Consider the following 21,449-nt stretch of genomic DNA (forward strand, 5'->3'; position numbering starts at 1 on the left):
GGATCCCTCCTTCGACAGGTACGGGTTGACTCGGCCGACGTACCCGTACGTGGTGGGACCGAAACCCGTAGTCTCAGCGCATGAGGATTCGCCGGGCCGCCGAGGCCGATCTCGGGGAGCTGCAGCGGGCGATCTTCACCGACATGACCCTGGCCGAACTGCGGGCGGCCGACGAACGGTTCAACCGCCCGCCGGACTCGCTCCACATCGTCGCCGAGAACGATGACGGCGAGATCGTCGCCAGCTGCAACCTGATCCGGGAGACCCACCGGATGCGCCGGCACCGGGCCGAGCTCGGCGGCTTCGTGATCGTCCCGGCCGAACGCGGGTCCGGGCTGGCCCGGCGCATGATCGACTACCTGGCCCGCTATGCCCGGCGGGAGTGGGACGTCTCGATCCTGGACGTGGCCTGCCGGGGCGGCACGGCCGCCGAGCGCGCCTATCGCGGGCTGGGCTTCACCGAGTGGGCGCGGCTGCCCGGGGGCTATCTCGACTACGACGCGATCTACGACGAGGTACGGCTCTACCGGCCCGTTCCGCCCTTGGACTGACCGCCGTCCCGGCGTTTCCGGGGGGCGGCTGACCGCGGCGGCTGCGCCCGCATGTGATCACGGACCCGGGCCATGATCTCGCCGAGCCGGCCCAGGTCCCGGTCGGACAGCGGCTCGAAGAGCAGCCGGCTGACCACCTCGATGTGGCCGGGCAGTGCCCGGTTGACCAGGGCGACGCCCTTCCTGGTGATCGTGACGAGCGTGCCGCGCTCGTCGTCCGGGCTCGGCTCGCGGGTGATCAGGCCGGCCTTCTCCAACAGCCCCGCCTGGTACGTCAGCCCGCTGCGGCTGTAGACCACGCCGTCGGCGAGCGCCGTCATGGTCAGCTTCCCGTCGGCAGCGGCGAGGCTGCTCAGCACCTGGAACTGGACCGTGCTCAACCCGACGCTGCGCAGCTGCTGCTCCACCTGGTGCTGGAGCAGGGTGACGGCCTCCATGAGCGCGAAGTACGCGCCCAGGCGCTGGGGATCGGGAGCCTCGACGTCGTCGCCGAGGTCGATCAGTGGGCCGGTCATCGCCGGCCAGCCTACCTGCTTCGAGTTCGAAGCATGTGCCGCAGGTCACCCTCGCACCCTATGTGCTTCGAATTCGAAGCGAGCTAGATTCGTACTCAAGTGCTTCGAATTCGAAGCAGATCGAGGAGAGGAATGTTGATCATGAAGGCCATGCGTTATCACTCCCACGGCGACTCCGGTGTCCTGGTCTACGAGGATGTGGACCGTCCGGTCGCCGGCGCGGGTCAGGTGGTGTTGCAGGTGGCCGGCACTGCGTTCAACCTGCTGGACGCCGCGATCCGGATCGGCATCATGCGGGACGCCTTCGCGGTGTCCTTCCCGCACACGCCCAACCTCGACGTGTCCGGCGTGATCACCGAGGTCGGCCCGGAGGTCGACGGCTGGCGGGTCGGGGACGCCGTGATCGGGATGCTGCCGGCGACGGAACCCGGTGCGGCCGCCGAGTACGTCACCGCACCGGCCGCTGTCCTGGCCCGGGCGCCGCGGGCGGTCGATCCGGCCGACGCGGCGGCCCTGCCGGTGGTCGGGCTGACCGCCTGGCAGGCCCTGTTCGAGGTCGCCGGGTTGCAGCCGGGGCAGCGGATCTTGATCAACGGCGCCGGCGGGGGTGTGGGCGGCTACGCTGTGCAGCTCGCCCGGCGGGCCGGTGCCGCCGTGACCGCGGTCGCCGCGCCGCGCAGTGCGGAACGGGTCCGGGCCCGCGGCGCGGAGCGGGTGGTCGACCACACCGCCGGCCCGATCGAGGAGGCGCTGGCCGGCGAGCGGTTCGACGTCGTGCTGCACCTGGTCCGGACCGGCCCGGAGGAGACCGCTCGGCTGATCGGCCTGGTCGCCGACGGCGGCGCCTTCGTCAGCACCACCACGCCTGGTCCCGAACAAGCCGGGCGTGGTGTCCGTACCCTGCGGGTCTTCGTGCGTCCCGACCCGGACCAGCTGGCCGAACTGGTCGCGCTCGTGGATGCCGGCGAGCTGGTGATCGACGTCGCCGAACGGCGCTCGCTGACCGAACTGGCCGACGTCCACGACCGGGGCGTCGCCGGGCGGCTGGCCGGCCGGACGATCCTGGTTCCGTGAGCGTTCAGTCGATGAGCACCCGGCGGCCCCGCCAGGCCGACTGGCCGAGCAGGCGGCCGAGCTCGGTGACGAGGCGGTCGGCGACCTCCTCGGTCGGCGGGACCGCGGTGACCAGGGTCTGCCCGTCCGGCAGGCTGAGCACGAGGGTGAGATCGTCCTGGCCGGCGCAGGTGCGGGTGCAGCCGGCGAGCGCGATGGTGATGGCGTCGGTGTTCAGTGCGGCGGACACCGCTGACCGGAGCCGGCGCAACCAACGGGCGGAACGGTCGGGCAGGCAGCGCTCGCACACGGTCAGGATGGCGTCCCGGCGGGCCTGCCACACGAAGCCTCCGGGCGCGGTCGCCGGCCGCCCGGCCGGGCGGCCGGGGTCGAAGGTCTCGAACGGCATGGAGCTCCTGCGGGTCGCGTCGACCTGATTCTACATATCGTAGAAGTCCTGTCGGGGCGGGGTCGCGGAAGCCCTGGGCGGGCCTGTCTCAGCCGGCCCAGTCCGGCGGTGGGGCGGCCCGGAAGGTGTCGTACACGACCCTCGGGGTGTCGCCGTCCCAGCGCAGCATTCCCATGTAGGACAGGCCGTTCAACTCCATGTTGTAGTTCCGGCGCTGCTTGTAGTCCTTGAGCACCCAGAACGCGTAGCCGGCGACGTACGGCTTCGCGACGACCTGGTCCCAGTGGGCCTGGAAGTAGGCCGCGTGGTGTTCCTCGGTGCCGGCCTCGGCCGGGTCGCCGTGGTTGCCCCAGAATGACCAGGTGCCGTTCTCGGTGATCAGGATCGGCTTGCCGGGATGGTTGGCGTGGACCTGGTCGAGGGTCGGCGTGAGGTCCTCGTTCTTGCCGTAGAAATAGCCGAAGTACTCGTTGAAGCCGACCACGTCGGCCAGGTCGAACGCCTCGTCCCAGCTGGTCGCCGAGGCCCAGGTGACCGGGCGGTCGGCCAGGTCGACGGCCTTCACCGCATCCCGCATCTGGGCCAGCCAGGCCCGGTAGGTCGGCGTGTTCGGGGTGCATTCGTTCTGCAGCCCCCACATGATCACCGACGGGTGGTTGTGGTTGTGCCAGACGGTGGCCGCGGCGAGTGCCGCGGAGAGGCCGTAGTCGAGCTGGATCGCCTGCTGGGCCTCGGAGATCCACATCGTGTCCCACTCGTCCAGCTGCAGTACGCCGTTGTGGTCGGCCCAGTCCGTGACGTACGGGTGCCGCTGGTAGACCGCGTTCCGGAGCAGGTTGGCGCCGAGCTCCTTGGCGTGGCCGAGTTCATGATCATATTCGGCTCGGGTCAGCGACCGGCCGCTCCGGTCGGTCTCCTCGTGCCAGTTGTAGCCCTTGAGGAAGACCGGCGTCCCGTTCAGCAGAAGTTGATCTTGACCGACGCTCACGGTGCGGCGCCCGTACGTCGACGACAGGGTGTCCGTGATCGGCCGGCCGGCGGTCCCGGTGAGCGTCGCCGTCGCGCGCAGCACGGTCGGGCTCGCCGGGCTCCACTCCGGTGCCCGGGGGATCGGCAGGTCGGCCGCGGCCACGGCGACGCCGCCGGCCGGGACTGCGACCGCCAGTGTGACCGGCCGTCCGCCGGCGCGCCGACCGGGATCGATGATGATCTTGCCGCGGAACGTGCGGTCGCTGTGGTTCTCGATCACGGCGCGCGCGTCCAGGGTCGACCCGCCGGCGTTCAGCAGCAGCTTCGCCACCGTCACCTCCGGCACGGCCTCCAGCCAGAGGGAGCGGGTCAGTCCCGCGTACGGCCAGTAGTCGACCGGCCCGGACGGCAGCGCCCGGTCGGCGGCGATCGGCTGGCCGGTCCCGTCGTAGGCGGTGTAGGTGGCGGCCCGGTGCACCCGGATCGCGATCGTCGCGGTCCGGCCGGGTCGCAGTGCGGTGCCGTCGACCGGCAGCGCGAACGGCGTGTGGCCGCCCTCGTGGGTGCCGAGCCAGGTCCCGTTCACCCAGGCATCGGCGCGGTAGAACGCGCCGAGGAAGGCGAGCCGGACGTGCCGGCCCCGCCACCCGGCCGGGATCTCGATCTTGGTCCGGTACCACCCGTAGCCGTCGATCAGGCTGCCGCCCTTGCCGAAGTCGGCGCCGTCGTAACCGGCCCAGCCGTCGTTGTCGCGCAGGTCCCACGACGACGGTACGGCGATCGAACCCCAACCGCCGTCGTCGAAGCCGGGCCGCTGCCAGCCGGCCGCCTCGCCGGTGCCGTCACGGTCGTAGGCGAACTTCCAGCGGCCGTCCAGGTCGAGGTAGTCGCGCGTCGGTTCGTGCGTGGTCCAGCCGTCGAGGGACGGCAGCACGGTGCCGTAGCTGAACACGACGACGGTGCCGTCGATCGTGCGGAGTTCGGTGCCGGAGGGCTCGCGGTCGGAGCCGGGTTCGGCACGTGCGGTGTACGGGAGCGTCGAGGCCAGCGCGGTCAGGCCGGCGCCGGCGATCAGGGCCCGACGACGCAGTCGGGCTGGCGACCAAGGCATGTGTTAACGCTAACATCGCGCCTGGAGGTCGAACCAGGGCCAATTTCTGCTGCGGGCGAAGTGGGCTGGCCCCGGCGCTGCCGTACCGGCTGGAATGGGTGCATGAGCCAAGTCCTGATTCTCGGCGGTACGGCCTGGCTGGGCGGCGAGCTGGCCCGGCAGGCGGTGGCCCGCGGCGACGAGGTGGTCTGCCTGGCGCGGGGCGCCGGTGCCGGGGTGCCCGACGGCGCCGCACTGATCAAGGCCGACCGGGAACGCCCGGACGCGTACGGCGAGGTCGCCGACACGGACTGGGACCTGGTGGTCGACGTCAGCCGGCAGCCCGGTCAGGTGCGCGGGGCCGTTCGGGCGCTGGCGGATCGGGCCCGGCACTGGGTCTTCGTCTCGACCTGTTCCGTGTACGCGGAGCACGGTCGCCCAGGCGTCGACGAGTCGGACCCGCTGCTGCCCGCGCTCGACGGCGACGTCGCGACCGTCGAGCAGTACGGGGAGGGCAAGGTGGCCTGTGAACAGGCCTGCCGGGACGCGCTCGGCGACCGCGTCGTCCTGGCCCGGGTCGGCCTGATCGGCGGCTGTGGCGACGAGAGTGACCGGTTCGGCTACTGGCCGGGCCGGTTCGCCCGGGACGGTGGGCCGGTGCTGGTCCCCGACGCCGCGAACCAGCCGACGCAGACCATCGACGTCCGCGACCTGGCGGCCTGGCTGCTGCTGGCCGGGGACGAGCGGCTGACCGGGCCGTACAACGTGCTGGGCGAGCAGATCCCGTTCGGCGAGATTCTCGAGCTGGCCCGCGCCGCCGCCGGTTTCGCCGGCGAGGTCGTACCGGTGCCGGGGGAGTGGCTGCTGGAGCAGGGCGTCGAGCCGTGGATGGGGCCGCGCTCGCTGCCGCTGTGGCTGCCCGGTGCCGAGTACGCCGGCTTCATGTCCCGCAGCGTCGAGCGGGCGGTCGCCGACGGACTGACCCGGCGGCCGCCGGCCGAGACGGTCGAGCAGGCGCTGGCCGAGGAGCGTGAGCGCGGGCTGGATCGGGACCGGAAGGCCGGGCTCACCCCGGCCGAGGAGCAGGAACTGTTGGCCGCGCGGGGCTAAGCGAAGGCGTAGCGGACGATCCGCATGGACTTCCGCATGCCGAGTGCGTTCATGATCGCGTACAGCAGCCGGATGCTCGCGGGTGCCTGGGAGATCAACGGCGAGTCGTTCATCGGCGTCTCGCCGAGGTAGCGCAGTCGCGGATGCCAGTCGGCCAGGCCGGCGGGGTCGTTGCAGGCGAAATTGAACCTGGTGCCGTACTTGCGCAGCGTCGGATCCCAGGCCGAGGTGCGCTGGATCCAGGTCGGGCAGGTCTCGAACTGGAACTGGCCGAGCGGGAACGCCGCCACGAGATCGGTGAGCAGTCGGCGCACCTCGTCCACGGTCAGGTACGGCACCAGTCCTTCGGCGATCATCAGCACCGGCCGGCCGCGAGGGATCCGGTCCAGCCAGGCCGGGTCGGTCACGCTGGTCCCGATCATGGTCGTGTGGTCGCGCTCGGGCAGCAGCTCGCGGCGCAGGGCGATCACGTCCGGATAGTCGAGGTCGTACCAGTCGACGGTGGCCGGCGGATCGACCCGGAAGACGCGGGCGTCGAGCCCGCAGCCCAGGTGCAGCACCACCGCGTCGGGATGGGCGGCGAGGAAGTCGCGCGCCCAGTCGTCATGCGCCTTGGCCCGGACGACTGCGCCGATCCCGGCCTGACTGGTCGCGAACCGGCCCCGGTCGTAGTCCGGGTCCAGTGCCCGCATCGTCCGCTCGGCCCAACTGTCGCCGAGCACCGGCTCGGGCAGCCGGTTGTCCAGCGCCTTGGCCCGGAGCACCGGCGTGAGGGTCCGCTGGACCCCGGCGAGTTCGTGGTCGGCCACGCCCCTCATCGTACTCGTATGTCATGAATTTCGTGAAGTTCTTGCAGCCTCTAAACTGCAGGGGTGACGGCAGCGAGGGACGAGTCGGTGGCCGCGTTCCGGGAACGGTTCGCTCAGATCATGATCGAGTCGGGCATGCCCAGGATGGCGGCGCGGGTGTACGCGGCGCTGGTCGTCGAGGACTCCGGGACGCTGGCGCCGGCCGACCTCGCCGAGCGGCTGGGCGTGGTCCCGTCGGCCGTCTCGGGTGCGGTCAAGTATCTGGTGCAGGTCCGGCTGGTCGAGCGCGGCCGCGATCCCGGGACCCGGCGCGACTTCTGCCGGATCCACGAACACACCTGGAGCCATTTCATCAGCCAGTCCGACCCCGTCTTCGTACGGTTGCAGAGCGGGGCCGACGAGGGCATCGAGGTGCTGGGCGCCGACACCCCGGCCGGGCGGCGGCTGGACGAGACCCGCCGGTTCTTCGCCTTCATGCGCGAGGAGATCCGGCAGGCGATGGTCAAATGGCAGAGCCTCGACCAGTGAGTCCCTGGTCGCTGGTCCGGGTCGGATAGAGCCTGATGCCGGGGCTCTCGACATGCGGGAAGGACCGGTAGAACCCGAGCGACTCCGGCTCGCTGAGCAGGTCGACCCGCGCTCCGCCGGCCAGTCGCAGCGCCTCGGTCACCAGCGACCGGCCGATCCCGGCGCCACGGCGCTCCCGGTCCACCGCGAGCAGGGCCAGGAACGCCTGCAGTTCGCCGTCGCTGAACAGTTGGGCGAAGCCGAGCACCGTAGCGTCCTCGACGGCGACCACCGTGGTGACGCCGGGAGCGGTCAGCACCCGGACGGCGCGCTCGGGATCGGCCGGGAACGACGGCCAGCCCTCGGCCTCGCAGAGTCGGACCACGCCGTCGAGGTGGGAACGTTCGAACCGCAGCAAGGTGATCACCCGTCGATCCTGCGCGGCGTGAGCCCGGCGCACAATGGGTATGCCTGCTCGGGGACCCTCGCCCGACGCCCCGGGAGGACTCGTGACCGACAGCGTGAACGGCATGGCCGTCAGCGCGACGCTGCACTGCCTGACCGGTTGTGCCATCGGCGAGATCACCGGCCTGCTGATCGGCACCGCCGCCGGCTGGCCGACCGCGCCGACGATCGCGATCTCGATCGCGCTGGCGTTCTTCTTCGGCTACCTGCTGTCGACGCTGCCGCTGCTCAGGGCCGGGCTCGCCGTCGGTGCCGCACTGCGGATCGTGCTGGCCGCCGACACCGCCTCGATCGCCACCATGGAGATCGTCGACAACCTCGTGATGATGATCATCCCCGGCGCGATGGAGGCCGGTCTGGTCAACATCGTCTTCTGGGTCGGGATGATGATCGCGTTCGCCGCGGCCTTCGCTGCCGCGTACCCGGTCAACCGCTGGCTGCTGGGGCGCGGGAAGGGGCATGCGCTCACCCATGGCTATCACGACGAGGCCGCGGACCGGGGCGCCCGCCGGTTCATTCCGTCGTTCCGTACCTGCGCGTTGGTCGCGGTGCTGGTCGCGTTCATGCTGGGCGGCCTGATCGTCGCGATCGCCGACGAGCTCGGCACCGCCGATGATCATGCGATCCCGTCCGGGAGCACGGAAGGTGGCTCATGATCACCCGCTTCCGCCGCGCCGAGCCGCGCGAGGCGCGGGACTTGGAGGAGCTCCAGAGTCGGTCCGCCTCGCACTGGGGCTATCCGGACGGCTACTTCGACTGGGCCGGGGACGCGCGCAGGATCTCGGCGGCGTACGTCCGCGACAACCGGGTGCAGGTGCTCGTCGACGGCGACGGTCGGCGGCTCGGCTTCTACAGCTTCACCGAGGACCAGGGTGGCCTGCTGCTGGACCGGATGTTCCTCGACGCCGACCAGATCGGCCGCGGCCTGGGGCGGACGCTGTGGCAGCACGCCGTGCGGACGGCGCGCGACCTCGGGGTCGCGGAGTTCCGGATCGGCGCCGACCCCAACGCGGCGGCCTTCTACGAGGCGATGGGCGCGCGCTGGTGCGGCTCGCAACCGACCGCCGAGCCGACCTGGACGATACAGTTGTATCGCTTCAGGGTGTCGGGACGCCCAGCCGAGTGAAGACGCGCTCGACGGCCGCGGGCTCCAGCGGCTCGAGCCCGAGCACAGCACCGAGGTAGAGCCCGTCGCCGACCAGGCGGATGATGTCGGCGAGCACCGGGTCGTCCACCTCGGCGCGGAGTGCGTCGCTCCACACGCTGAAGACCTCCTGGACCAGGTCACGGGTCTCCTGGCTCACCTCGATCCCGCTGCGCAGGGCACTGAACACGGCCCAGTAGTGCTCTGCCTCGACGCCGCCGGGCCGGGAGGTCTCGAGGAACGTACGCACCGCGCCGTCCTCCGCCGCTCGCCGCACGTTGGCCGCCGTGTAGTCGCGCAGGCGTTCGGCCAGCCCCTCGATCAGGGCCGACTTGGAGGGGAAGTGGTAGAGCAGTCCGCCCTTGGAGACCCCGGCCAGTTCGGCCACGGCGTCCAGGGTCAACTGACCCGCACCGCGCTCGACCAGGATCTGCCTCGTCGCGTCGAGCAGTCGGGCCCGGGTCTCTTCCGGTCGCCTTCTTGCCATCGGTCACTCTCCGATCTACTGTACCGTCCAGACGGTACAGTACCAGGGCGAGAAGCACCCGACGAGAAGCACCAGACGAGGCAGCAACCGAGGGAGTGGTGACGATGAGGAAAGTCCCGGTTCGAGATGGGCACGTGGTGGTCGAGGAGCGGTCGCCGGCCGGGCCCGGCCCGGTGGTGCTGCTGGTGGCCGGCACCGGCTGCTCGCTGGACTTCTGGCGGCCCGACCTCTGCGAGGCGCTGGTGGCGGCGGGGTTCCGGGTGATCCGGTTCGACCAGCGGGACACCGGCGAGGCCTCGGCCGATCCGGCCGGTGCGCCCCGGTACGGACTGCCTGACCTGGTCGAGGACGCCGTCGCCGTCCTCGACGCGCTGAAGGTACGGCAGGCGCACTGGGTCGGCTTCTCCCAGGGCGGCTGGGTCGCGCAACTGGCCGCCCTGCGGCATCCCAGTCGGGTCCAGTCCCTGACGCTGATCGCCTCCCGGCCCGTCGCGCACGGCCCGAACGATCCCGACCTGCCCGAGGTGACCGAGGAACTGCTGGCCGCCTTCGCCGCCGACGCGCCCACCCCGGAGCCGGCCGACCGGGCGGGCTGGGTCGGCTATCTGGTGGACGGCGAACGGCCCTTCGCGAGCGCGCAGCGGCCCTTCGACCTCGAAGATGCCCGGGCCCTGGCGGCGACGGTCGTCGAGCGAACCCGTGATCTTGGAGCCATGCTGACCAACCATCCCGTCGCGCCGCAGGGCGACCGCTGGCGGGAGCGGCTCGGTGAGATCGCCGTACCGGTTACGGTGATCCACGGCGAGGACGACCCGCTGTTCCCGCCGGGCAACGGCGCGGCACTGGCGCGGGAGATCCCGGACGCCCGGCTGCACGTCGTGGCCGGGATGGGCCACGAACTGCCGCGACGGGTCCGCCCGGTCGTCGCGTCCTTGATCGTCGACGCCGTCCGGAAGGTGGCGCCCCCGGCAGGATTCGAACCTGCGCACAAGGTTTAGGAAACCTCTGCTCTATCCCCTGAGCTACGGGGGCGTGACGCGGCAACGCTACCCCGGCCCGGCTCGGTCGGGCCAGTCGAAGCGGGCCCGACCGATCGCCCGTCCGGGCCACTAGGAATATCGAAGGTGCTAGGCGAGTTACGGGTGACATGCCCTTGAACGGAGAATATGAACCCAGCCCGTCGGACTTCGCCCGGAACCAGGTCGAACTGTACGAGGCGTCCGGAGGTCGGGAAGGCACCACGAACCGGGGCCGCCCGGTGGTCGTGCTGACCACGCTGGGCGCGAAGAGCGGGAAGGTCCGCAAGACGCCGCTGCAGCGGGTCGAGCACGGTGGCGAGTATGCGGTGGTGGCCTCCCTGGGCGGGGCGCCGAAGCCGCCGAAGTGGTACTACAACGTGCTGGCCCATCCCGAGGTCGAATTGCAGGACGGCCCGGTCAAGAAGGACTACCGCGCCCGTGAGGTGACCGGCGAGGAACGCGCCGTCTGGTGGGAGCGTGCGGTGGAGTCGTGGCCCGACTACGCGAACTACCAGACCAAGACCGACCGCGAGATCCAGGTCTTCGTCCTGACGCCGGTCGGGGCCTGACCAGCGGCCATGTGGCGCACGGGCGGTCCACCCGTCCGTAGACTCTGCGCTCATGGCGGTCCGAATCAAGAGCCGGATCATCGTCGCCTGCGCCTGGCTGGTGCTGGGCGCGGCGATGATCATCGTTCCGACCCTGGTTGCGGTGAACGCGCTGCGGGCGACCCTGGCCGGGCATCCGGTCAATCTGATCCTGACCGTGATCTGCCTGGTCATCGGCGTGATCGGCATCGCCTGGGGGATCGGCAGCCTGATCCTCGGCGAACGCTACGACCAGGTCGACCGCAGTGGCCGGCGGCCCCGGCAGCGCACGCCCGAGGAGATCCAGCGGCAGGTGAAGCGGCGGATCGCGCTCGCCGTACCGGCCATGATCATCGGGCTGGTGCTCGTCGTCGCGGTCGGGTACGCGAGCCCGCGGGTGGCGGTCGAGCCGGCGCTCGGTGAACTCCGGTCGGACGAAACGGTACGAGTCGTCGACAAACTCACCTGGTACGAACTCGTCCCGGACCGCCGTGACCGCTACGACAACGTGATCGAACCGACCACCGGCTTCGTCTTCTACCCGGGCGGGCGGGTCGATCCCCAGGCGTACGCGGCGATGCTGCGGCCGCTCGCCGAGGCCGGCTACCTGGTCGCCGTGCTCAAGGTGCCGCTCTCGCTGGCCATGATCGACATCGACCACGCCCGCTCGGTGATCAATGTGCATCCCGAGATCGACGCCTGGGCGGTGGCCGGGCACTCGCTGGGCGGCGTCGCCGCTGCGGCGTACCTGGACAGCGACGATCGGGTGGACGGGCTGGTGCTCTACGCCTCGTACCCGTCGGCCAAGATCAAACGCGACGACTTCCAGGCACTGTCGCTGTTCGGCTCGGCCGACGACCAGACCACACCGGCCCGGGTGGACGCGGCGAAGGACCTGCTGCCGCCGAAGACCCGCTACGTGGCGCTGGACGGTGCCACCCATGACGTCTACGGCGACTACGGCGGCGAGACCGGCGATGCGGCGGCGGACCGGAACCTGCGCGGCGTGATCATCAAGGAGACCGTCGAACTGCTGAAGGCGATCAAGCCCGCCCCCTGACCCCGGAGGCGCTGCCCTACGATCGTTGCCTGTGACCGACGGATTGCAGCGAGCCCAGCAGAAGATGGCCGAGGCCGGCGTCGCCGAGCAGGCGATCAACGTCTTCACCGACTACTACCGGCAGCTGGAGCAGGGCAGCACCGGCTACATCGCCGAGGACTCGATCGAGCCGCTCACCGATCCCGACCTGCTCAGCGAGGTCGAGCTGGATCCGGAGGACGCGCGCCGGGCGATCGACCGGACCGTGATCATCAAGCTGAACGGCGGTCTGGGCACCTCGATGGGCCTGGACCGCGCCAAGTCGCTGCTGCCGGTGCGCGACGGCGCGACGTTCCTCGACCTGATCGCCGGGCAGGTGCTGGCGGCCCGCGCCGAGCACGGCGCCCGGCTGCCGCTGATCTTCATGGACAGCTTCCGGACCAGGGACGACACCCTGGACCAGCTGCTCCGGCACCCCCAGCTGCCCGTCGCCGGGCTCGACCTGGACTTCCTGCAGAACTCCGAGCCGAAGCTGCGCGCCGACGACCTGACCCCGGTCGAGTGGCCGGCCGACCCGAGCCTGGAGTGGTGCCCGCCCGGGCACGGCGACCTCTACCCGGCGCTGGCCGCCTCCGGCCTGCTGGATCGCCTGCTGGAGCAGGGTTTCCGGTACGCGTCGGTGTCCAACTCCGACAACCTCGGGGCGGCGCCGAACGCCACCATCGCCGGCTGGTTCGCGGCCAGCGGGGCGCCGTACGCGGCCGAGGTGTGCCGGCGGACGGCCGCCGACCGCAAGGGCGGTCACCTGGCGATCCGGAAGTCCGATCGCCGGCTGATCCTGCGGGACACCGCGCAGACCTCGGCCGACGAGATGGACTACTTCACCGACGAGCACCGGCACCCGTACTTCCACACCAACAACCTGTGGTTCGACCTCGAGGTGCTGGCCGCCACGCTGGCCGAACGCAACGGCGTGCTGGGCCTGCCCATGATCAGGAACGAGAAGACGGTCGACCCGACCGACCCGTCCTCGCCCAAGGTGATCCAGGTCGAGTCGGCGATGGGCGCCGCCGTCGAGGTGTTCGACGGGGCCACCGCAATCGGCGTCGGCCGGGAGCGCTTCCTGCCGGTCAAGACGACCAACGACCTGCTGCTGCTCCGCTCCGACGCGTACCGGGTCGCCGACGACGGCCGCCTGGTCAGCACCGCCGACCCGATGCCGCTGGTCGACCTCGACCCGGCCCACTACAAGACGATCCAGGACTTCGACGAGCGGATCCGCGTCGTGCCGTCGCTGCGCGAGGCGACCCGGCTCTCGGTCCGCGGCGACTGGACCTTCGACCAGCCGGTACGCGTCGTCGGCGAAGCCGTCCTCGACGGCCCCGGCGGCCAGGTCCCACCCGTCCTCGGCGACGCCTGACCCGAAAGACCCGCCGACCGGTCACCAAAGCAGCGGTTCTTGCGGCGTGTCGCTGCAGAACTGACTGGTCGGTGCGGAGAGCGGGCCTGTCTCCGGCAGATCCGTCCGGTCGACCAAGCCGCGTCCGCACCGGTGACCGAAATCGAGCGCACTTCGGCGGAACCGGCGTGCCTCGGCCACACTTCGCTCGAGTGCGCTGGATTCCGGTCAGCCGGTCGCGACACGCTGGGCCACCCCACCGACCGGTCACCTACGCAGCGACACGCCGCAAGAACCGCTGCTTTGGTGACCGGTCGGCGTCAGGGGGTGGGGTGGGCGTACTTGGCCCAGAGGTCCTCGGCGGGGAGCGCGGTCTCCTTCTCGGAGAGCTTCGGGGCCTCGGGCTTGGCGGACCGGGCGGCGTCCGGCAGTTGCGGCTGCTCGGGCGGCTTGATCACGTCGCGGAACGAGATGCCGCGCGGGGCGGCCGGCTGGCTCCACTTCTCGCCGGAGGCCTTCGCCCCGCCCTGCGGGCAGGCCCAGATGTGGTCCAGCCCGGTCGGCAGGGTGGAGCTGAAATCATTGCCGTCCAGGCAGTTGCCGGAGCCGGGCGCTCGTTCGGTCGCCACGTAGGCAAGATCGACTTCGTTCTCCCGGGCGACGTTGCCGGTGAGCCGGTTGTCCAGCGGCGCGATGTCCTCGGAGGAGGAGATCACGATGCCGGCGGTCGGGTTGCCGGTGATCAGGTTCTTGGTCAGCTCGTTGTCCTGGCCGCCGGAGATGCCGATCCCGATCCCGTACGCGCCCTCGGCCTGCTCGGGCGTCTTCTCGGCGTCGTTGTCGGCGATCAGGTTGCCGGCGATCAGGGCCTTCCGCTGCGGGACGTAGGCCTCCTGGTAGTCCGACAGCAGGGTCATCCCGACCCGGTTGTTGGTGAACCTGTTCCGCACCACCGAGACCACGTTGCTCGCGTTGGCCTGTTCGTAGCCGACCGCGTTGAACTCGGAGATGTTGTTGCGGACCACGATGTTGCAGTCGTCGCACTGGCCGACGTAGATGCCCGAGTCGGCGTGCCCGGAGGCGTAGTTGTTCTCGATCACGCCGTTCTGCGAGTCGAACGCGTAGATCCCGTACAGGGCGTTGTTGGAGGCCGTGACGTAACGGACCGCGAAGCCCTGCAGCGGGGGGAACTTCTTCTCGTCCAGCCGCCGGTAGCCGTCGCTGCCGCTGGCCAGGCCGCCGTTCTCGTCGACCAGGCCGGTGATCAACACGCCGTTCAGGTTGAAGCCGCGGACGGTCAGGTTGGCGACCGTGACCCGCGGGGCGGTGACCACGATGCCGTTGCCGCGCAGGCCGCCGCCGTCGATGATCACCGCGTTCCGGTCGGTCCCGACCAGGGTCACGTCGGGGGTCTTGAGCGCCACACTCTCGCCGTACGTTCCCGGTGCCACCTGGATCGTGTCGCCCGGCCGGGCGGCGTCGGCGGCCTGCTGGATCGTGGTGGCGTCACCGGGGACCTTGATGGTCACCGGGCCGTCTCCGGGCGGTCGGACCTCGACCTCGGGCTGGCCACAGCCGCCGGCCGCGACCAGCACGACCAGCACCACGGCGAGAGCCCAGCGGCGTAGAAGCATGGGGGACAATCTAACCGGGTGGCCCAGCGGGAGCGGAACCGCGGCCGGACGGCGTCGCCGGACCCGCCGGGGCGACTGCCCCTAGGATTCCGACATGCCTGAACAGGATCGTTCCGATCCGGGAAATCTGCGGCGTCGCTTGGTCCTCGGCGGTGGCATCGTCGCCGTCGGTGCGGCGGGAGTCGGGTACGGTCTCGGCCGGGTGGCACCGAGCGCTGCGGAGACAGTCCCGTCCACGAACACGTCGGCCACGCCGGAGCCGGAGTCCCAGCTGGTGGACCCGTACGGGCCGCAGCAGGCCGGCATCGCCCGGCCGGCGGTCCGGCAGGGCCACATCGGCCTGACCGTCGCCGACCTGACCGCCGGCGTCCGCCCGCTCGAGCTGCTCGCCGAACTCGGCCAGACGATCGCGGCGCTGACCAGCGGCACCGACCCGGCCCTGGCCGGCGTGCCGCCGGCCCGGCTGACGGTCACCGTCGGCATCGGGCCGGCCGTCGTCACGGCCATCCGCGGCGGCGGTCCGGGCAGCCAGGATCTGCCACGCTTCCGCCGCGAGGACCTGACCGATGCGTCCCGCGGCGGTGATCTGCTGCTGCAGGTCTGCGCCGACGACCCGACCGTGATCGTGCTGGCCGAGCAGGCCCTGCTGACCAGACTTTCCGGGGCGGTGACGGCGCGCTGGCAGCTGTCCGGCTTCCGCGGTGCGCTGGACGGCCCGGCCGCCCGCAACCTGCTCGGCTTCTACGACGGCATCAGCGTGCCGCGGACCGAGGCCGAGCTGGGCGCGGACGTCTGGCTGACCGATGCCGACCGGGTCGCCGACGGCGACGGCACCAAGGAGCAGGGCGGCGCCCCCGGGGATGCGGCCGGTCTGGCCGGTGGGTCGATCGCCGTGGTCCGGATCATGCCGATCGACGTCGCCGGCTTCGCCCGGCTCCCGGTGGAGCGGCAGGAGGCCGCGATCGGCCGGAAGCGGGGGAGCGGGGTGCCGCTCTCCGGCGGCACGCTGGACGAGGACCCGAACCTGCAGACCAAGAACGAGCAGGGCGTCTGGGCCATCGCCGTCGACGCCCATGTCCGGCGGGCCCACCCGCTGCCGTCCGGCGCCCCCGGCCTGATGCTGCGGCGCAGCTACTCCTACTCGCGCGGGCCGCAGGACCAGGGCCTGATCTTCGTCGCCTTCCAGCGGTCCCTGCTCACGTTCACCCGGACCCAGGCCCGGATGGACGAGCAGGACGCGCTGATGGAGTTCACCCGGACCACCGCGTCGGGCACGTTCCTGATCCTGCCGGGCTTCACCGCCGACCGGCCGCTCGGCTCGACGCTGCCACGCTAGCCCTACGATTTCCGACATGCCCGACGCCGATCCCGCCCTGGTCCGCGCGATCGCGTACGCCCTCGCCGGCGACCCGGACTCCGCGCCGGGAGTCACCGATCCGGACGACCTGATCGAGCGCCTCGGCGGCACGGCGCCGCTCCGGGCCCATGCCTCCGCGGTGCGCTCGGCGGGCGAGCCGTGGCCGCATCCCGTCCCGGCCGAACTGCGGGCCGGCCTGAGCGCAGCCCAACTGCACGCCGCGATCGAGCAGGCGCGGCGCCGGATCGATCCGCCGCCGAACCGCCCGGTGCGCCGTACCGCGGCGCCGGATGCCGATGATCTCCGGCTGCTCCGTGAGGTGCCCCCGCATCACGGGGGCTGAGGCCGGAGTCGGCGGGGTCAGCCCTGCCGGTCGCGCAGCAGGTCGCGGATCTCGGTCAGCAGTTCCTCAGTCGTCGCGGCGGCCTCCGGCTCCTCCTTCTTGAACCGCTCGCGCAGCCGGTTGTACGGCAGCACGATGCCGAAATAGACCACGAACGCGATGATCAGGAACGTGATCAGCGCGGACAGGAACGCGCCGATGTTGATCCCGCCGACCGCGACCGTGCTGAAGCTGTCGACGTTGGCGACCTTGCCGACCAGGTCCAAGATGATGTTGACCAGTGCCGTGACCACCGCACCGAACGCCGTGGCCATGACGACCGCAACGGCAAGCTCGATGAGGTTCCCTCGCATCAGGAACTCTTTGAAGCCCTTCACCCCTGCTCCTCCTTGGCATTTCGCTGACTGGGTCGCCCGTCGTCGTTGCGACCAAGATCACAGGGACACTAGCAGAGACGATCTTGGCGGAAATGATCTTGCCGAAATGATCTTGCCCTCAGCGGAGCAGCACCGACAGGGTCGAGACGCTCGCGGCCCGGGCCAGCTCGGCGGCCGTCTCGGCGTCGGCCTCAACCAGGACGAGCACGCCGCCCGCCTCCGGGGCCGGTTCCTCGTTCACCGGGATCGTCACGATCCGGGCCCGCTCGGCGACGGTCCGGACCGGCCCGCCCTGGCCGTCGGCGGCCAGCAGGTCCACCAGGTCGCCGGGCCGCAGCACCGCCGCCAGGCCGGGATCGGCGAGCCGGACCGGAGCCAGCAGCCGGCCGGGACCGACCGACCGTTCGCCGACCAGGTCGTAGCCGGTCAGCACCTGGCCCGCGGGGACCGGCCCCGCGACGAGCCGGCCGATCGCCTGCCCGGGGTCGGTCAGGGCCTCGTCGGGGACCGAGCCGACGGCGACCTCCGCGGCCCGGACCTGGCCCTCGGCGACCGGCCTGCCGCCGGGCAGCAGGTCGACGGCCCGGAGCACGGTGACGGTGTCCGGCGGCTGCGGTGCCGCGGCGTTGATACCGGTCAGCACGGCCAGCACGGCCGCGACGACGGCCAGCTTGCGCCGGTGCCACGACACGGCGCGGGCCAGGCTGCGCCAGGCCTGACGAAGCCCGGACCGACGGGATGGGGATTGCACGATGACCTCCTCGGGTTCTCGCCCGAGGAGGTTAAGCAGGAGGGCGCGGGCCGTTCACGCTGTCCACAGTTGCACGGCGATGGCCGCGCCTGTGGACAAGTCAGGCGGCGCCGGCGCTGACCTTGGAGCCGCTGGACCCGGAGCTGCTCGAGCTCGCGGAGCCGGACTTGGCCGAGCCGGAGTCCGAGGACGAGGACGTCGTCGAGGAGGACGAGTCGCTCTTCTTCGCCGCGTCGGACTTGCTCTCGCCGGACGACGACGAGGAGGAGGACGAGTCCGACTTCGTACCGCTGCCGCCGGACTTGCCGTCCGACCGGCTGTCGGTGCGATAGAAACCGGAACCCTTGAACACGACGCCGACGGCGTTGAAGACCTTGCGCAGCGATCCGGAGCACTCCGGGCAGGTGGTCAACGGCGAGTCGGTGAACTTCTGCACGATCTCGAGCTCGTTGCTGCACGCGGTGCATCGGTACTGATAGGTAGGCATGGTGTTCGGGTTCTCCTGCTCCCGGGCCCGGTGTGGTGGTCCCGCTGGCACTCAAGCATACCGACTGCTAATCGAGTGGGCGAGTCGAACCAATAGGCTGACCCGGTGCCTCGTCGCCTGCCGCGCTGGTTGATCCTGACCGTCATCATCGTCGTGCTCGCGCTGGGCGGGCTGTCCAGCCTCGGCGTGACCACGGTACGGCGCTCGTTCCCGCAGACCGAGGGCCAGCTCTCGCTGCCGATGCTGTCCCGGCCGGTCGAGGTGTTGCGCGACGCACGCGGGGTGCCGCACCTCTACGCCGACGACCCGCAGGACCTGTTCGCGGCGCAGGGCTTCGTCCATGCCCAGGACCGGTTCTTCGAGATGGACGTGCGGCGGCACATCACGGCCGGCCGGCTGTCCGAGCTGTTCGGGCCGTCCCAGGTGAACACCGACGCCTTCATCCGGACGATGGGCTGGCGCCGGGTGGCCGAGCAGGAGCTCGAGCTGCTGTCGGCCGAGACCCGGCGCTATCTCGACGCGTACGCCTCCGGCGTGAACGCCTACCTCCGGGAACGCGGCACCAGCGACCTGTCCCTGGAGTACGCGTTGCTCGGCGTCCAGGGGCTGAACTACCGGCCGGAGGACTGGACCGCGGTCGACTCGCTGGCCTGGCTGAAGGCGATGGCCTGGGACCTCGGGGCGAACCGGCAGCAGGAGATCGACCAGGCGCTCACGGCCGCCGCGGTGGGCAGCGAGCGGGCCGCCGAGCTGTGGCCGGACTACCCCCTGCACGACTTCGCCCCGATCGTCGGCTCCGGCAAGGTCAACGACGGCGCCTTCACGCCGGGCGGCCCGGTGACCGGTGCCGCGGCCTCGCTCACCGACGCCCAACGCCGGTCGGCCGTCCCGGCTCTGGAGACCGTCCGCCGGATCTCGGCGGCGCTGCCCGAGCTGGTCGCGCCGGATGACCTGGGCGCCGAGGTCGGCTCCAACTCCTGGGTCGTCGCCGGCTCGCGGACCGAGTCCGGGAAACCGCTGCTGGGCAACGATCCGCACCTGGCCACCTCGATCCCGTCGGTGTTCGCCCAGGTCGGGCTGCACTGCCGGGTGGTCTCCGACGCCTGCCCGTTCGACGTCAGCGGGTTCAGCTTCGCGGGCATGCCCGGCGTGGTGATCGGCCGGAACGCCAGGATCAGCTGGGGCCTGACCACGAGTTACGCCGACGTCCAGGATCTCTACCTGGAAGAGTTGCAGGGCAACACGGTGCGGGTCGGCAATGCCTTCCAGCCGCTCGAGGTCCGCACCGAGCAGATCACCGTACGCGGCGAGGACGAGCCGCGGACCTTGATCATCCGGACCGGCAAGCACGGTCCGCTGCTGTCCGACGTCGACCAGGACCTGGGGCAGCTCTCCGGTGGCCAGCCGGACGACGGCAAGAACTACGGGATCGCGCTCAACTGGGTCGCCCTGACGCCGAGCCGGTCCATGGACGCGATCTTCGGCCTGAACCGGGCCGGGAACTTCGAGCAGTTCCGGAAGGCGCTGGCGAGGTTCGGTGCGCCCTCCCAGAACATCGTGTACGCCGACGTCGAGGGCAACATCGGCTACCAGCTGGCGGGCCAGCTGCCGGCGCGGCGCAAGGGCGACGGCCGCACTCTCGCCCCGGGCTGGGACCCGGCCTACGACTGGCGCGGGCTGCTCCCGTACCAGGCGCTGCCGTACAGCCTCAATCCGCCGGAGGGCTACCTCGTCGCCGCCAACCAGCCGATCATCGGGAAGGGCTACCCGTACCGGCTCGGCTCGGACTATTCGTACGGGTGGCGCAGCCAGGAGCTGACCGACCGGCTGGCCAACGCCGAGGACCTGACGCTCGATCAGGCCGAGCAGCTCTTCTACGTCGACACGAACCGGTTCGCCGCCGACCTGGTGCCGCTGCTGCTCAAGATCAAGGTCGACGATCCGTGGGTGGCCGAGGGCCAGAAGACCTTGGTGGGCTGGGACTACGGCACACCGGCGGACTCGGCGGCCGCGGCCTACTTCAACGTCGTGGTGAACAACCTGCTCGAGGTCACCTTCCGCGACGAGCTGCCGGAACGGCTCTGGCCGGCCGGCGGCGATCGCTGGTACGGAGTGCTGTCCCGCCTGCTGGAGCAGCCGAAGGCGGACTGGTGGGACGACCGGGCGACGCCGGACGTCACCGAGCGCCGCGACGACATGCTGGAGCGGGCGATGATCGAGGCCCGCAAGGAGATCACCTCCAAGATCGCCCGCGACACGAACCATTGGGAGTGGGGCAAGCTGCATCGGGTGACACTGCGGCACCAGACCCTCGGTGCCAGCGGGATCCCGCCGGTCGAGGCAATCTTCAACCGCGGCGACTTCGCCGTTCCCGGCGGGCCGGCCGTGGTGAACGCGCTCGGCTACCGTCTCGACGAGCCGTACCGGGTGATCAACGGGCCGACGATGCGGATGCTGATCGACCTCGGTGATCTTGATCGCTCCCGCTGGGTCAATCAGTCCGGCGTCTCCGGCCACGCCTACCACCCGAACTACGACGACCAGACCCAGCTCTGGGCCCGCAACGAGACCTGGCCGTTCCTGGCCGGCCGGGCTCAGGTGGAGGCGGCCACGACGCAGCGGCTGGAGCTCCGGCCCGGCGAGTGATCAGCGGCCGGCCAGCCGCTCGATCCCGTCCAAGATCAACGCCAGGTCGAAGCGCAGCCACTGTTCCGGATCGGCTTCGGCGTAGCCCTCCAGCATCGGCTCCAGTTCGGGCTGGTGCGGACCGCCGGCGTCGCGCACCTGGCGCCGCCACCAGGTGACGTTGTCCTCGCCCGATGCGGCCGCGTGCCGGGCCTCGGAGGTGGCGAGTAGGGCGACGGCCTGGACATGGCCGGCGACGGCCATGATCGCGCTGACCGCGTCCTGAGGTCCGAGGCGCAGTTCGGCGATGCCGGTCAGGGCCCACGCCATCGATCGCAACGTGCTGGGCCCGATCGGCGGGCGACTGGTCACGGTCGCGGTCAGCACCCACGGATGCTCCAGATACATCGCCCAGTCGTACTCGGCGAGGGTGGTCAGGTTCTCCCGCCAGGTCCGTCCGTCGTGATCCGGGTAGGCGTACCGCGCCATCACCGCGTCCACCATCGCCGAGACCAGCCGCTCCTTGTTGGGTACGTGCCGGTAGAGCGACATCACGCCGGCGCCGAGCCGTTCGGCGATCGCCCGCATCGAGACGGCGTCCAGCCCGCCCTCGTCGGCCAGCGCGATGCCGTGCTCGACGATCGCTGCCTCGCTCAGGATTCCTCGCTGCACCGCCATGGCTTGGCAGTCTAGCGAACCCATGCGTATAGTGTACGCAACTC

General features: G+C 71.0%; 24 protein-coding genes and 1 tRNA gene. 13 read left to right on the plus strand and 12 right to left on the minus strand.

Translation table 11 applies throughout. From position 1 onward, the window contains the following. The first annotated feature begins 80 nt into the window (after positions 1 to 80). Positions 81 to 551 (plus strand): GNAT family N-acetyltransferase, encoded by a 471-nt coding sequence (locus AC6CCG_RS03185; protein ID WP_496653000.1) that lies wholly within the window; start codon positions 81 to 83, stop codon positions 549 to 551. Here AC6CCG_RS03185 and AC6CCG_RS03190 read toward each other — a convergent pair. Further along, complete coding sequence (locus AC6CCG_RS03190; protein ID WP_496653001.1) at positions 524 to 1,066, minus strand: MarR family winged helix-turn-helix transcriptional regulator; 543 nt, start codon at positions 1,064 to 1,066, stop codon at positions 524 to 526. The two genes, AC6CCG_RS03185 and AC6CCG_RS03190, sit on opposite strands and share 28 nt — an antisense overlap. Before the next feature lie 132 nt (positions 1,067 to 1,198). On the opposite strand from AC6CCG_RS03190, the gene AC6CCG_RS03195 reads away from it, so the two are divergent. Continuing rightward, positions 1,199 to 2,140 (plus strand): NADP-dependent oxidoreductase, encoded by a 942-nt coding sequence (locus tag AC6CCG_RS03195; protein ID WP_496653002.1) that lies wholly within the window; start codon positions 1,199 to 1,201, stop codon positions 2,138 to 2,140. 4 nt (positions 2,141 to 2,144) lie between these two features. Here AC6CCG_RS03195 and AC6CCG_RS03200 read toward each other — a convergent pair whose 3' ends face one another. Together AC6CCG_RS03200 and AC6CCG_RS03205 are read right to left on the minus strand one after the other, a co-directional pair. Beyond that, positions 2,145 to 2,528 carry a hypothetical protein gene (locus AC6CCG_RS03200; RefSeq protein ID WP_496653003.1) on the minus strand — a complete coding sequence of 128 codons (384 nt, stop codon included), beginning with the start codon at positions 2,526 to 2,528 and terminating at the stop codon, positions 2,145 to 2,147. A gap of 88 nt (positions 2,529 to 2,616) precedes the next feature. Beyond that, positions 2,617 to 4,608, minus strand: a complete 1,992-nt coding sequence (locus tag AC6CCG_RS03205; protein ID WP_496653004.1) for a glycoside hydrolase family 2 protein — start codon at positions 4,606 to 4,608, stop codon at positions 2,617 to 2,619. Between the two features lie 102 nt (positions 4,609 to 4,710). Here AC6CCG_RS03205 and AC6CCG_RS03210 point away from each other — a divergent pair, with 102 nt between their 5' ends. Then, positions 4,711 to 5,697, plus strand: a complete 987-nt coding sequence (locus AC6CCG_RS03210) for an NAD-dependent epimerase/dehydratase family protein (protein WP_496653005.1) — start codon at positions 4,711 to 4,713, stop codon at positions 5,695 to 5,697. Here the strand turns inward: AC6CCG_RS03210 and AC6CCG_RS03215 are convergent. Continuing rightward, positions 5,694 to 6,506, minus strand: coding sequence for a class I SAM-dependent methyltransferase (locus AC6CCG_RS03215; protein WP_496653006.1), 813 nt, complete (start codon positions 6,504 to 6,506; stop codon positions 5,694 to 5,696). The two genes, AC6CCG_RS03210 and AC6CCG_RS03215, sit on opposite strands and share 4 nt — an antisense overlap. Positions 6,507 to 6,569: 63 nt before the next feature. On the opposite strand from AC6CCG_RS03215, the gene AC6CCG_RS03220 reads away from it, so the two are divergent. Beyond that, positions 6,570 to 7,034, plus strand: coding sequence for a GbsR/MarR family transcriptional regulator (locus AC6CCG_RS03220; RefSeq protein ID WP_496653007.1), 465 nt, complete (start codon positions 6,570 to 6,572; stop codon positions 7,032 to 7,034). On the opposite strand, the gene AC6CCG_RS03225 is transcribed toward AC6CCG_RS03220, so the two are convergent. Then, positions 7,009 to 7,440 carry a GNAT family N-acetyltransferase gene (locus tag AC6CCG_RS03225; RefSeq protein ID WP_496653008.1) on the minus strand — a complete coding sequence of 144 codons (432 nt, stop codon included), beginning with the start codon at positions 7,438 to 7,440 and terminating at the stop codon, positions 7,009 to 7,011. The two genes, AC6CCG_RS03220 and AC6CCG_RS03225, sit on opposite strands and share 26 nt — an antisense overlap. A gap of 82 nt (positions 7,441 to 7,522) precedes the next feature. On the opposite strand from AC6CCG_RS03225, the gene AC6CCG_RS03230 reads away from it, so the two are divergent. After that, positions 7,523 to 8,134 carry a DUF4396 domain-containing protein gene (locus tag AC6CCG_RS03230; RefSeq protein ID WP_496653009.1) on the plus strand — a complete coding sequence of 204 codons (612 nt, stop codon included), beginning with the start codon at positions 7,523 to 7,525 and terminating at the stop codon, positions 8,132 to 8,134. Further along, positions 8,131 to 8,604 (plus strand): GNAT family N-acetyltransferase, encoded by a 474-nt coding sequence (locus tag AC6CCG_RS03235; RefSeq protein ID WP_496653010.1) that lies wholly within the window; start codon positions 8,131 to 8,133, stop codon positions 8,602 to 8,604. The genes AC6CCG_RS03230 and AC6CCG_RS03235 overlap by 4 nt, the downstream gene beginning before the upstream one ends. Here AC6CCG_RS03235 and AC6CCG_RS03240 read toward each other — a convergent pair. Further along, positions 8,576 to 9,109: a TetR/AcrR family transcriptional regulator gene (locus AC6CCG_RS03240; protein WP_496653011.1), complete on the minus strand. Its 534-nt coding sequence runs from the start codon at positions 9,107 to 9,109 to the stop codon at positions 8,576 to 8,578. The genes AC6CCG_RS03235 and AC6CCG_RS03240 overlap by 29 nt on opposite strands. A gap of 104 nt (positions 9,110 to 9,213) precedes the next feature. Between AC6CCG_RS03240 and AC6CCG_RS03245 the strand changes: the two genes are divergently transcribed. Beyond that, positions 9,214 to 10,107 (plus strand): alpha/beta fold hydrolase, encoded by an 894-nt coding sequence (locus tag AC6CCG_RS03245; RefSeq protein ID WP_496654383.1) that lies wholly within the window; start codon positions 9,214 to 9,216, stop codon positions 10,105 to 10,107. On the opposite strand, the gene AC6CCG_RS03250 is transcribed toward AC6CCG_RS03245, so the two are convergent. Further along, positions 10,067 to 10,141: transfer RNA gene (locus AC6CCG_RS03250), tRNA-Arg, on the minus strand. The two genes, AC6CCG_RS03245 and AC6CCG_RS03250, sit on opposite strands and share 41 nt — an antisense overlap. A 115-nt stretch (positions 10,142 to 10,256) precedes the next feature. Between AC6CCG_RS03250 and AC6CCG_RS03255 the strand changes: the two genes are divergently transcribed. The 3 genes from AC6CCG_RS03255 (at position 10,257) to AC6CCG_RS03265 (ending at position 13,174) form a co-directional block, all read left to right on the plus strand. Continuing rightward, complete coding sequence (locus tag AC6CCG_RS03255; protein ID WP_496653012.1) at positions 10,257 to 10,697, plus strand: nitroreductase family deazaflavin-dependent oxidoreductase; 441 nt, start codon at positions 10,257 to 10,259, stop codon at positions 10,695 to 10,697. 52 nt (positions 10,698 to 10,749) lie between these two features. Then, positions 10,750 to 11,775, plus strand: coding sequence for an alpha/beta hydrolase (locus tag AC6CCG_RS03260; protein ID WP_496653013.1), 1,026 nt, complete (start codon positions 10,750 to 10,752; stop codon positions 11,773 to 11,775). Positions 11,776 to 11,839: 64 nt separating this feature from the next. Further along, on the plus strand, positions 11,840 to 13,174 hold the full coding sequence (locus tag AC6CCG_RS03265; RefSeq protein WP_496654384.1) for a UTP--glucose-1-phosphate uridylyltransferase: 1,335 nt from the start codon (positions 11,840 to 11,842) through the stop codon (positions 13,172 to 13,174). A 299-nt stretch (positions 13,175 to 13,473) separates the two neighbouring features. Here AC6CCG_RS03265 and AC6CCG_RS03270 read toward each other — a convergent pair whose 3' ends face one another. Further along, positions 13,474 to 14,787, minus strand: coding sequence for a right-handed parallel beta-helix repeat-containing protein (locus AC6CCG_RS03270; RefSeq protein WP_496653014.1), 1,314 nt, complete (start codon positions 14,785 to 14,787; stop codon positions 13,474 to 13,476). A gap of 94 nt (positions 14,788 to 14,881) precedes the next feature. Here AC6CCG_RS03270 and AC6CCG_RS03275 point away from each other — a divergent pair, with 94 nt between their 5' ends. Together AC6CCG_RS03275 and AC6CCG_RS03280 are read left to right on the plus strand one after the other, a co-directional pair. Then, positions 14,882 to 16,123, plus strand: a complete 1,242-nt coding sequence (locus AC6CCG_RS03275) for a Dyp-type peroxidase (RefSeq protein WP_496653015.1) — start codon at positions 14,882 to 14,884, stop codon at positions 16,121 to 16,123. A gap of 16 nt (positions 16,124 to 16,139) precedes the next feature. Next, positions 16,140 to 16,487 carry a hypothetical protein gene (locus tag AC6CCG_RS03280; RefSeq protein ID WP_496653016.1) on the plus strand — a complete coding sequence of 116 codons (348 nt, stop codon included), beginning with the start codon at positions 16,140 to 16,142 and terminating at the stop codon, positions 16,485 to 16,487. 17 nt (positions 16,488 to 16,504) lie between these two features. On the opposite strand, the gene mscL is transcribed toward AC6CCG_RS03280, so the two are convergent. The 3 genes from mscL to AC6CCG_RS03295 all read right to left on the minus strand — a co-directional run bounded on the left by mscL (position 16,505) and on the right by AC6CCG_RS03295 (position 18,102). Continuing rightward, entirely contained in the window at positions 16,505 to 16,864 is a 360-nt protein-coding gene (mscL, locus tag AC6CCG_RS03285) for a large conductance mechanosensitive channel protein MscL (protein ID WP_496653017.1), read from the minus strand. 118 nt (positions 16,865 to 16,982) lie between these two features. Then, positions 16,983 to 17,615, minus strand: a complete 633-nt coding sequence (locus tag AC6CCG_RS03290; RefSeq protein WP_496653018.1) for a CpaB family protein — start codon at positions 17,613 to 17,615, stop codon at positions 16,983 to 16,985. 100 nt (positions 17,616 to 17,715) lie between these two features. After that, positions 17,716 to 18,102 (minus strand): FmdB family zinc ribbon protein, encoded by a 387-nt coding sequence (locus tag AC6CCG_RS03295; RefSeq protein WP_496653019.1) that lies wholly within the window; start codon positions 18,100 to 18,102, stop codon positions 17,716 to 17,718. Positions 18,103 to 18,207: 105 nt separating this feature from the next. Here AC6CCG_RS03295 and AC6CCG_RS03300 point away from each other — a divergent pair, with 105 nt between their 5' ends. Next, positions 18,208 to 20,748 carry a penicillin acylase family protein gene (locus tag AC6CCG_RS03300; RefSeq protein ID WP_496653020.1) on the plus strand — a complete coding sequence of 847 codons (2,541 nt, stop codon included), beginning with the start codon at positions 18,208 to 18,210 and terminating at the stop codon, positions 20,746 to 20,748. Here AC6CCG_RS03300 and AC6CCG_RS03305 read toward each other — a convergent pair whose 3' ends face one another. Then, positions 20,749 to 21,405, minus strand: coding sequence for a TetR/AcrR family transcriptional regulator (locus tag AC6CCG_RS03305; protein WP_496653021.1), 657 nt, complete (start codon positions 21,403 to 21,405; stop codon positions 20,749 to 20,751). Positions 21,406 to 21,449: the final 44 nt, after the last annotated feature.

This window comes from Microlunatus sp. YIM B11417, assembly GCF_059617205.1.

Coding starts and splice junctions, on each gene's coding strand:
- AC6CCG_RS03200 (WP_496653003.1), bottom strand. CDS start 2,528: ATGCCGTTCGAGACCTTCGACCCCGGCCGCCCGGCCGGGCGGCCGGCG.
- AC6CCG_RS03210 (WP_496653005.1), top strand. CDS start 4,711: ATGAGCCAAGTCCTGATTCTCGGCGGTACGGCCTGGCTGGGCGGCGAG.
- AC6CCG_RS03275 (WP_496653015.1), top strand. CDS start 14,882: ATGCCTGAACAGGATCGTTCCGATCCGGGAAATCTGCGGCGTCGCTTG.
- AC6CCG_RS03240 (WP_496653011.1), bottom strand. CDS start 9,109: ATGGCAAGAAGGCGACCGGAAGAGACCCGGGCCCGACTGCTCGACGCG.
- AC6CCG_RS03235 (WP_496653010.1), top strand. CDS start 8,131: ATGATCACCCGCTTCCGCCGCGCCGAGCCGCGCGAGGCGCGGGACTTG.
- AC6CCG_RS03280 (WP_496653016.1), top strand. CDS start 16,140: ATGCCCGACGCCGATCCCGCCCTGGTCCGCGCGATCGCGTACGCCCTC.
- AC6CCG_RS03270 (WP_496653014.1), bottom strand. CDS start 14,787: ATGCTTCTACGCCGCTGGGCTCTCGCCGTGGTGCTGGTCGTGCTGGTC.
- AC6CCG_RS03305 (WP_496653021.1), bottom strand. CDS start 21,405: ATGGCGGTGCAGCGAGGAATCCTGAGCGAGGCAGCGATCGTCGAGCAC.
- AC6CCG_RS03195 (WP_496653002.1), top strand. CDS start 1,199: ATGTTGATCATGAAGGCCATGCGTTATCACTCCCACGGCGACTCCGGT.
- AC6CCG_RS03185 (WP_496653000.1), top strand. CDS start 81: ATGAGGATTCGCCGGGCCGCCGAGGCCGATCTCGGGGAGCTGCAGCGG.
- AC6CCG_RS03295 (WP_496653019.1), bottom strand. CDS start 18,102: ATGCCTACCTATCAGTACCGATGCACCGCGTGCAGCAACGAGCTCGAG.
- AC6CCG_RS03260 (WP_496653013.1), top strand. CDS start 10,750: ATGGCGGTCCGAATCAAGAGCCGGATCATCGTCGCCTGCGCCTGGCTG.
- AC6CCG_RS03255 (WP_496653012.1), top strand. CDS start 10,257: ATGCCCTTGAACGGAGAATATGAACCCAGCCCGTCGGACTTCGCCCGG.
- AC6CCG_RS03265 (WP_496654384.1), top strand. CDS start 11,840: ATGGCCGAGGCCGGCGTCGCCGAGCAGGCGATCAACGTCTTCACCGAC.
- AC6CCG_RS03190 (WP_496653001.1), bottom strand. CDS start 1,066: ATGACCGGCCCACTGATCGACCTCGGCGACGACGTCGAGGCTCCCGAT.
- AC6CCG_RS03205 (WP_496653004.1), bottom strand. CDS start 4,608: ATGCCTTGGTCGCCAGCCCGACTGCGTCGTCGGGCCCTGATCGCCGGC.
- AC6CCG_RS03245 (WP_496654383.1), top strand. CDS start 9,214: ATGAGGAAAGTCCCGGTTCGAGATGGGCACGTGGTGGTCGAGGAGCGG.